Origin of the sequence: Burkholderia sp. AU18528, from assembly GCF_002223215.2 — a bacterium.
Taxonomy (GTDB): Bacteria; Pseudomonadota; Gammaproteobacteria; order Burkholderiales; family Burkholderiaceae; genus Burkholderia; species Burkholderia semiarida.
In genome coordinates, this window is the sequence record NZ_NKFC02000009.1 from 306,529 (window position 1) to 315,579 (window position 9,051).

The 9,051-nt window shown below is 73.1% G+C and carries 4 protein-coding genes; all 4 read right to left on the minus strand.

The window, feature by feature from the left end:
- Positions 1–40 precede the first annotated feature (40 nt).
- The 4 genes from treY to glgX are packed head-to-tail and all read right to left on the minus strand — an operon-like array spanning position 41 to position 9,034.
- The gene (gene treY / locus CFB52_RS32090) at positions 41–2,806 is read right to left on the minus strand and encodes a malto-oligosyltrehalose synthase (protein ID WP_099318437.1); all 2,766 of its coding nucleotides are present in this window, start codon (positions 2,804–2,806) and stop codon (positions 41–43) included.
- Complete coding sequence (gene malQ / locus CFB52_RS32095) at positions 2,803–5,037, minus strand: 4-alpha-glucanotransferase (protein WP_099318438.1); 2,235 nt, start codon at positions 5,035–5,037, stop codon at positions 2,803–2,805. The genes treY and malQ overlap by 4 nt, the downstream gene beginning before the upstream one ends.
- The gene (gene treZ / locus CFB52_RS32100) at positions 5,034–6,905 is read right to left on the minus strand and encodes a malto-oligosyltrehalose trehalohydrolase (RefSeq protein WP_089466137.1); all 1,872 of its coding nucleotides are present in this window, start codon (positions 6,903–6,905) and stop codon (positions 5,034–5,036) included. The genes malQ and treZ overlap by 4 nt, the downstream gene beginning before the upstream one ends.
- Positions 6,902–9,034, minus strand: a complete 2,133-nt coding sequence (gene glgX / locus CFB52_RS32105; RefSeq protein ID WP_099318439.1) for a glycogen debranching protein GlgX — start codon at positions 9,032–9,034, stop codon at positions 6,902–6,904. The genes treZ and glgX overlap by 4 nt, the downstream gene beginning before the upstream one ends.
- Between the last annotated feature and the right edge of the window lie 17 nt (positions 9,035–9,051).

Consider the following 9,051-nt stretch of genomic DNA (forward strand, 5'->3'; position numbering starts at 1 on the left):
GCGGGCTCGCTCCCTGACTACCGTCAATCGGACATCGCCTTCAGTTTTCACTCCGCGCCGCGACGAGCACCGCCACAGGCAACTCGGCCAGACAGCGATCGAGCGCCAGCACACCATCCGGCGCATCGATCGCGTCCCCGGCATTCAACGCGTCTGTCCAGGGCCCTTCAACGCCGCGCGGCAGCACGGCGGCCGTGTCGCCCCATCGCGCCGGTTCCACGCGCGGCAATCCGGGCGCTTCGCCCAGCAACCGGCACGCGAGCCGCGTCGCGACCACCACCACGGTCGCCGCATCGTCGCACCGCGCGAACGCCACCGCATGCCGTGCCAACTTGCCGCGCACGCGCAGCGGAACGTACGCGCCATCCGCGAACGTCGCCGGCCATCGCGCGCGCAGCGCCAGCATCCGCTCGATCAGCGCGCGCTTCACGCGCGCGTCGGGCCATGTCGGCAGATACGACGCAACGGGCGCGTCGACCGCTTCGGCCGCCAGCGTCGCGAACGGCACGTCGCGCCGGTTGTCCGGATCGACGAGCGAGTGATCCCATGACTCGGTACCTTGATACAGATCGGGCACGCCGGGCGACGCGATCCGCAGCGCCGTCTGCGCGAGGCTGTTGACGACGCCGGCCGGCGCGATCCGCGCGACGAACGCATGCAGCCGATGCGGAAAATCCCCGGCGCCGCGCGGCGTCAGGATCGCGCGAACGAACGCCTCGCAGCCGCGCTCGTAGTCGGGCTCGGGCGCGAGCCAGTCGGTGTGCTGCTTCGCTTCGCGCAGCGCCTTCGTCTGCCATTGCACGACGCGCGTCGCGAGCGCGTCGAGGCCGGCCGCATCGTCGGGTGCGAGCGCGGGCGGCCAGCAGCCGACGAGCGTCTGGTACAGCATCGCCTCGGCGGCCGGCCCGGGCGTCCACGCGAGGTCGCGGTGCGCGCCGCCGCGATGCGGCAGGTTCAGCGCCGACCAGTCGAGCGATGCCGCGCGCCACGCATCGGGCGCCTCGCTGAGCACCGCGAGCCGCGCACGCGCGTCCTCGCCGCGCTTGTGGTCGTGCGTGGCCGTCGCGACGAGCCCGTGCGGCACGGTGCGCGCGCGACGCCGGTTGCGCGCATGGAACGCGCCGCGCGACAGGCTGAAGTCGCCGGCGTCGGCGCCGACTTCGTTGCGCGACAGCAGCCGGCCATAGCGATAGTTGGCCGTATCCTCGACACCCTTCGCGGCCAGCGGCGCGGTGAGCTGCGCGAACGCGACGCGCGCCGCGACCAGCGCGTCCGCGTTCGCGCGCGGCACGCGCACGACCGGCAAGCCGAGCCACGCGGCGACGCGCTCGAGCGCGAAGCGGTCGGTCGGATCGACGGCCGCATACGCACCGTCATACGCGTGGGCGAGCACGCGCCGGTCGGCGCCGGCGAGTTCGTCGCCCGGCGCCGGATACATCCGGTACACGGGCAGCCGCACCGCGAGTTCGCCGAGCACGCGCTGGATCGCGAGCCGGCTCACGTCGCGCGTCGCGGGCGACGCCCGCGCGATCCCGTGCAGCAACCGCGCGACGCGCGCATGCTCGACGGCGAGTTGGCGCATCAGCACGCGCCGCTTGCCGTCGAGCGCTTCCTGCGCGAACGTGCGCGCGGAACCCGACACGGCCGCCCAGTGCGCGGCGAGCGGCGCGGCGCCGGCCGGGTCGTGCAGCAGCGCGCCGACGTCGTTCATGAAGTCGTAGCCGGTCGTGCCGTCGACGGCCCAGTCGCTGCGCAGCGCCTCGCCGGGCGCGAGGATCTTCTCGACCACGATGTAGGGCCGCGCGTCGCGCTGCGCGGCGAGCCGCGCGTGCAGCCGCCGGCAGTACGCGCGCGGATCGGCGAGGCCGTCGACGTGATCGACGCGCACGCCGTCGATCAGCCCGGCCGCGTGGAGGCGCAGCGGCAGCGCATGAACGGCGTCGAACACCGCGTCGTCTTCGACGCGTACGGCCGCGAGCGTCGCGATGTCGAAGAAGCGCCGCCAGTTCAGCTCGTCGGCGGCCGTGCGCCACCACGCGAGCCGGTAGTGCTGGCGTTCGAGCAATCGGTGCAGGCAGGCGCGCGAGCGGGCGCGGCGCGGGTCGGCGCCGCGCAATACCGCGTCGAGCGCATGCGGGCCGTGCGCGGCCGCATGATCGCGCAGCGCCGCATGGGCGGCGGCCAGCCGCGCGCTGCCGCGTGCCGGCGCGGCATCGAAGCGCTCGGCGAGCGCGTTCAGGTCCGCGCGGTTCGCGATGCGCAGGATTTCCGCGTAGGTGGCGGCGGCTACGGGCAGCCGCCGCCCGGGGCACGCGATATAGAAGCGGCCCGCGGCCGGATCGGCGCGCAGCGTGATGTCGCCGGCCGCGAGCGCATCGCCGTACGGCACGCCGAGGCACGGCAGCAGCACCTTGCCGTCGAGCGCCGGGTCGGGCGGATGCCAGTCGATGTCGAAGGTGCGTGCATACGGGCTCGCCGGCCCCCATTCGAGCACGTCGTTCCACCAGCCGTTCGACGACCCGCCGACGCCCATGTGGTTCGGCACGATGTCGATGATGATGCCGAGGCCGCGCGCGCGCAGCGCATCGACGAGCCGCAGGAAGCCGGCTTCGCCGCCGAGTTCCGCGCTGAGCGCGCCGTAGTCGACGGTGTCGTAGCCGTGCAGCGAGCCGCGCTCGGCCGTCGACACCGGCGACAGGTACAGGTGGCTCACGCCGAGCCGCGCGAAGTAGTCGGCGTGCGCGGCCGCGTCGTCGAACGTGAAGCCCGCGTGCAACTGCAGGCGCAGCGTCGCGCGCGGCGTCATGAGCGGCGCCCCCGCGAACGGCGCGCATGCACGACGGCGGCGATGCGCGTGCGCACGTCGGTGTCGAACAGCGTGTCGACCGTGCGCGGCAGACGCTGCCGCCAGTTCGGATGGCCGCACGGCGGCCCCGGCAGGTTCGGCTGCGCGTCGAGCGCGAGCAGATCCTCGAGCGGCAGCAGCGCGAGCGGCGACGGGCTGCTCGCGACGTAGCCGAGGATCGCGTTCACCGGCGGCATGTCGGCCGGCGGCACCGCGGCGCCGGCCGGCGCGCACCCGGCCTGTTGCAGCGCGCGCCACAGCGCCGCGCGCTCGGTGGCGCGTTCCGCGTGGGCGGCGAGCAGCTCGGGCGGCGAAGCCGGCGGCGGCATCGGCTTGCCCGGCTCGGGGCGCTGCACGGTATCGTGTCCGAACGCCATGCGCTGCACGATCTCGTCGGAATCGTGCGCGCTCGCATCGTCCGGCGCCGGGGTGGCCACGTCGCGCGGCGGTGTGTCGTCGCGCCGTTTACCGGCTTCGGCGTCGGCGGCGACGCGTCGCCACCCGAGATCGACGCCGCGCCACCAGCCGGCCACGGTCGGCAAGTCGTGCGTCGAGGTGGTCGCGATCGCATCGCGATCCCATGCGGACGGCGGCCGGAACGCGCCGTTCGCGTCGCGCTCGAACCACAGCACGCGCATGCCCGCGACACCCTGCGCGCCGAGCCGTTCGCGCAATCCGGCCGGCACGGTGCCGAGATCCTCGCCGATCGCGATCGCGCGATGGCGGGCCGCCTCGAGCGCGACGAGCCGCACCAGATCGTCGATCGGATAGCGCAGGTACGCGCCGCTGCGCGGCGAGCCGCCGTCCGGCACGATCCACATCCGCGCGAAGCCGAGCACGTGATCGATGCGGATGCCGCCCGCGTGCGCGAACGCGGCGCGCAGCAGCTCGATGAACGGCACGAAGCCGTCCGCGCGCAGCGCCGCGGGCGTCCACGTCGTCACGCCCCACGCCTGGCCGGCCGCATTGAACAGGTCGGGCGGCGCGCCGAGCGACACGCCGCGCAGCAGCGTCGTGCCGTGCGCCCAAGCGTCGCTGCCGGCGCGATCGGAACCGACCGCGAGATCGGCGATCAGCCCGGTCGCCATGCCCGCGCCGCGCGCCGCGTGCTGCGCGTCGCCCAGCGCGCGCGACGCGCACCATTGCAGGAAGGTGTGGAACGCGATCGTGTCGGCATGCGCGTGCGCGAACGCGTCGACTTCCGCCGATCCCGGCATGTGCCATTGCGCCGGCCATTGCCGCCAATCCGCGCCGATCCCGTGCTCGATGCAGAACGCCTGCAGCGCATCGAAGCGCGCGTGCGCGTCGAGCGCCGCGCCGCCCGCCGCGCGAAACCGCTGGTACGTGTCGCGCGACGGGTCGTCGCTCGCTCGCCATGCGTCGAAGCATGCACGCAGACGGCGCAGCTTCGCCGGCAGCACGCGGGGCCAGTCGATCAGTGCGGCGTCGGCGTCGGCGACGGCGGCCGATGCGCGCGGCGCGGCATCGGCGCCCGGCACCGCGTCGCAGTCGAGATACGCGACGTTGTGCCAGCGCCTCGACGACGGCGAATACGGGCTGTCGTGCGCGGGGAGGGCCGGAAAGCCGGCGTGCGTCGGGCTGATCGCCACGGCCTGCGCGCCGTGTCGCGCCGCGTGCGCGGCGAGCCGCGCGAGCGTCGTGTAGTCGCCCGCGCCGTCGTCGCCGGTGCGGCGCAGGCCGTAGAGCTGCGCGGCGATGCCCCAGCGGCTGTTCGCGTCGCGTGTGCGCGCGAACGCGTCGAACGGCCGCGCGCGCGGCGGTGCGATCGCGAGCCCGATACGCTGCTCGCCGACGTCGAGCGCGTGATAGCCGGCCATCGCGAGCGGCGGCAGCGTGCCGTGTTCGCCCGTGCCGCCCACGCGCCCGTCGACGTGCCCGCCGCTTTCGAGCGAGATCCTGAAGCGCGCGCCCGGCGCCGCGACGGTCGCGGGCAGCGTCAGCGGCAGGCCGGCGTCGCCGGTCACGGTGCGCGGCGGCGCCGCGTTCGCGTCGGCGAGCGCCGCCGCGCTGTCGACCCGCTGGATCGCGGTGCCACACGGCCAGCCGAGCGCATCGACGAGCGCGACGAGCGCGTCGTCGTCCACGCGCCGCGCGACGCCGCCCGCGTCGGTCCAGTCGGGCTCCAGCCCGGCCGCACGGGCGAGCGCCGCGATCGGAACGTCGGTCGTCATGATGAACTCCGTCCGTTCGCGCGGTGATGCCGCGCATCCTGGTTGACCGCGCCGTCGCGCCACGCGATGCACGCGCGGGGCGGCACGTGCCCGCCCGGCAGCCGGTCGCGCGCGCGCGGCGGCGTCTCGAACACAATCTTGCCGACCGGCAGCGCGGGCAGCGTCGCGTCGTGCGAGCCGAGATTCAGCGCGATCGTCAGCGTGCTGCCGTCGCCGAGGCGCCAGCGCGCGGCGAGCGCGGGCGGGTCGCCGTCGCCCGCGAGCAGATCGACGCCGAGCGACCGCGCGCCGGCCAGGTGCGGCGTCACGAGCGCCGCGCGCACGGCCAGCGCGCTGCGGTAGAAGCGCCGCCACGCGGCCGCGTCGGGCCACGATTCGTCGGGCGGATGGTGCAACGACGAGCGCACGAACGTCGCGATGTCGTTCGGATCGGGAATCGCGTCGCGATGCGCGGCATCGGCGAACGCGGGAAACGCGGCGAATTCGCGGCGCCGGCCTTCGCGCACCGCGTCGGCGAGCGCGCCGCGATAGTCGGTGAAGAACTGGAACGGCTGCGTGCTGCCGTCTTCCTCGCCCATGAACAGCAGCGGAATCGACGGCGCGAGCAGCATCAGCGCGGTGGCCGCGCGCACCGCGTCGTCGTTCGCGAGCGCGCGCAGCCGTTCGCCGAACGCGCGGTTGCCGATCTGGTCGTGGTTCTGCAGAAACACGACGAACGCCGTCGGCGGCAGGTGCGCGCTCGGCTCGCCGCGCGCGGCACCGTCGTGCAGCGGCGACGGTTCGCCCTGATACGCGAAGCCTTCGCCGAGCGTGCGCGCGAAATGGCGCAGCGGCGCGTCGGCGTACGCGCGATAGTAGCCGTCGCGCTCGCCGGTCAGCAGCACGTGCGCGCTGTTGTGGAAGTCGTCGTTCCATTGCGCGTCGAAGCCGCCGGGGCCGAGCAGGCTCGCGGTATTGCGCTCGTTCTCCAGCACGAGATGCACGTGGCGCGCGTCGCCCGCGTGCGCGCGTACGCGGCGCGCGAGTTCGCGCAGCCATGCGTCGTCGCCGATCGCGTGCGCGGCGTCGATGCGCAGCCCGTCGAAACGGTATTCGTCGAGCCAGTACAGCGCGTTGTCGATGAAGAACGCGCTCGTCTGCGGGCGGGAGAAGTCGATCGCCGGCCCCCACGCGGTCTGCCGGTCCGCGCGGAAGAATTCGGGTGCGTAGCGCGGCAGCAGGTTGCCGTCGGGGCCGAAGTGGTTGTAGACGACGTCGAGGAACACCTGCAGCCCGAGCCCGTGCGCGGTGTCGACCAGCGACTTCAGCTCCTCGGGCCGCCCGTACGACGCGTCGGGCGCGAACGGCAGCACGCCGTCGTAGCCCCAGTTGCGCGCGCCCGGGAACGCGTTGACGGGCATCAGCTCGACGGCGGTCACGCCGAGTTCGGCGATCGTCGGCAGCCGCCGCTCGACGGCCGCGTAGCCGCCGCACGCGCCGACATGCAGCTCGTACAGCACCGTCTCGTGCCACGGGCGGCCGCGCCATGCGTCGTGACGCCAGCGGTACGCGGTTGGATCGACGATCTGGCTCGGCCCGTGCACGTCGTACGGCTGGAAGCGCGACGCGGGATCGGGCACCGCGAGCGCGTCGTCGAGCAGGTAGCGGTACAGCGTGCCGGGGCCGCACGGCGCGACCGTCTCGAACCAGCCGTCGCCGGCCGGCGTCATCGGAATCGCGCGGCCGCCTTCGTCCTGCAGCTCGACGGCGGCCGTGCGGCTCGCGGGCGCCCACAGCCGGAAACGCGTGTGGTCGGCATCGACGCAGGTCGCGCCGAACGACGATTCGAATGCATGCGTGCCGGTTGGGCGGGCGGAACGGGATGTCATGGCGATCCTCGGGAAGGAGACTGATCGGGCGGCGGCACGGCCGCGACCGCGATCGCGGCCGCATGCGCGGCGACGTCGAGGCCCGCTTCCGGCCACGAGCGCGGGCCCGAGTCGGGCGTCGCGGTGTCGAGCAGGATCCGGTAATCGAGTACGGGCGCGGGCGGCATGAACGTGATGGTGTCGGCCGATGCGTTCAGCATCACGAGCAACGCCTCGGTGCGTCCGGTGCGGCCGGTGCCGACGCGCCGCATCGTCAGCGCGCGGCGTTCGCCGTCTTCCCACGCGGGGACGGTCAGCGCGTCGCCGCGTTCGTCGAACCATTCGATCTCGCGCATGCCCGGCGCGCCGTCGCGGTCGCCCGATGGGTAGCGCGGCGCCGACATCACCGGGTACATGCGCCGCAGCGCGGCGAGCCGCGACACGAAGCGGGTCATCTCCACGCCTTCGTCGCCGTGCGCCAGGTCCCAGTCGAGCCAGGACAGTTCGTTATCCTGGCAATACGCGTTGTTGTTGCCCTGCTGCGTGCGGCCGAATTCGTCGCCCGCCACGAGCATCGGCGTGCCGAGCGCAGTAAACAGCGTCGCGAGCATCGAGCGCGCGACGCGCCGGCGCACGTCGCGGATCGCCGCGTCGTCGGTCGGCCCTTCGGCGCCCCAGTTCGCGCTGCAGTTGTCGTCGCGGCCGTCGCGGTTGTCCTCGCCGTTCGCGTCGTTGTGCTTGCCCGCGTACGACACCAGATCGGCGAGCGTGAAGCCGTCGTGCGCGGTGATGAAATTGATCGATGCCCAGGTGCGGCGCCGCCCGTGATTGAACAGGTCGGCCGAGCCCGACAAGCGTGCCGCCAGTTCCGGGCGCTGGCCAGCGTCGCCGCGCCAGAAGCGTCGCACGGTGTCGCGAAACCGGTCGTTCCACTCGGCGAAGCCGGGCGGATGGCGGCCGAGCTGATAGCCGCCGGGGCCGAGATCCCACGGCTCGGTGATGAGCTTGCGCTGCGCGAGCACGGGGTCTTGCCGCAGCGCGTCGAAGAACCCCGCGCCGGGTTCGAAGCCGTGATCCTCGCGGCCGAGCGTCACGCCGAGATCGAAGCGGAAGCCGTCGATGTTGAACGCGGTGGCCCAGTAGCGCAGCGAATCCATCACCATCTGCACGACGCGCGGATGCGACATGTTCAGCGTGTTGCCGCACCCGGTTTCGTCGACGTGGTAGCGCGGATCGTCGGGCCGCAGCCGGTAATAGCTCGCGTTGTCGAGGCCGCGCCACGACAGCGTGGGCCCGAGCTGGTTGCCTTCGCACGTGTGGTTGTAGACGACGTCGAGCACGACCTCGATGCCGGCCGCGTGCAACTGGCGCACCGCGATGCGCATTTCGTCGAGTCGCCGCGTCGTCAGATACGACGGCTCCGGCGCGAAGAACGCCGCCGTGTCGTAGCCCCAGTAGTTGCGCAGCCCGCGTTTCACGAGCTCGCGCTGCTGCAGGAACGCGTGAATCGGCAACAGCTCGACCGTCGTCACGCCGATCGACAGCAGATGATCGATGAACGCCGGATGCGCGAGCGACGCGAACGTGCCGCGCTCCGGCGGGCGCAGCCCGGCGCGGCGCATCGACGCGCCGCGAACGTGCGTCTCGTAGATCACGGTACTGCGCCACGGCACGTTCGGGCGCCGGTCGTTGCTCCAGTCGAACGCTTCGTCGACGACCACGGCTTTCGGCATCGCGGGCGCCGAATCGCGGCGGTCCATCGACAGATCGGCCCGATTCGAATGCACGCGATAGCCGAACAGCGCGTCCGACCAGCGGAACTGGCCGACCAGCTTGCGCGCGTACGGATCGAGCAGCAGCTTGGTCGGATTGAAGCGATGGCCGTTCTGCGGCTGGTAAGGGCCGTCCGCGCGAAACCCGTACACGGTGCCCGGATGCGCGTTGGGCAGGTAGCCGTGCCACACCTCGTCGGTGCATTCGGGCAGGTCGAGGCGCGCGAGTTCCTTGCGGCCGGTCGGATCGAACACGCACAGCTGAATGCGATGCGCGTGCGCGGAAAACACCGCGAAATTGGTCCCGAGGCCGTCCCAGGTCGCGCCGAGCGGATAGCTGCGGCCGGATTCGAGACGGGTGGGGAGGGCGGTCGGCATGGGGCGGTTCTCCGTGT

What these genes read in the sequence shown, in the direction of transcription:
- treY (WP_099318437.1), bottom strand. Translation starts at nt 2,806, where the DNA reads ATGACGCCGCGCGCGACGCTGCGCCTGCAGTTGCACGCGGGCTTCACG.
- malQ (WP_099318438.1), bottom strand. Translation starts at nt 5,037, where the DNA reads ATGACGACCGACGTTCCGATCGCGGCGCTCGCCCGTGCGGCCGGGCTG.
- treZ (WP_089466137.1), bottom strand. Translation starts at nt 6,905, where the DNA reads ATGACATCCCGTTCCGCCCGCCCAACCGGCACGCATGCATTCGAATCG.
- glgX (WP_099318439.1), bottom strand. Translation starts at nt 9,034, where the DNA reads ATGCCGACCGCCCTCCCCACCCGTCTCGAATCCGGCCGCAGCTATCCG.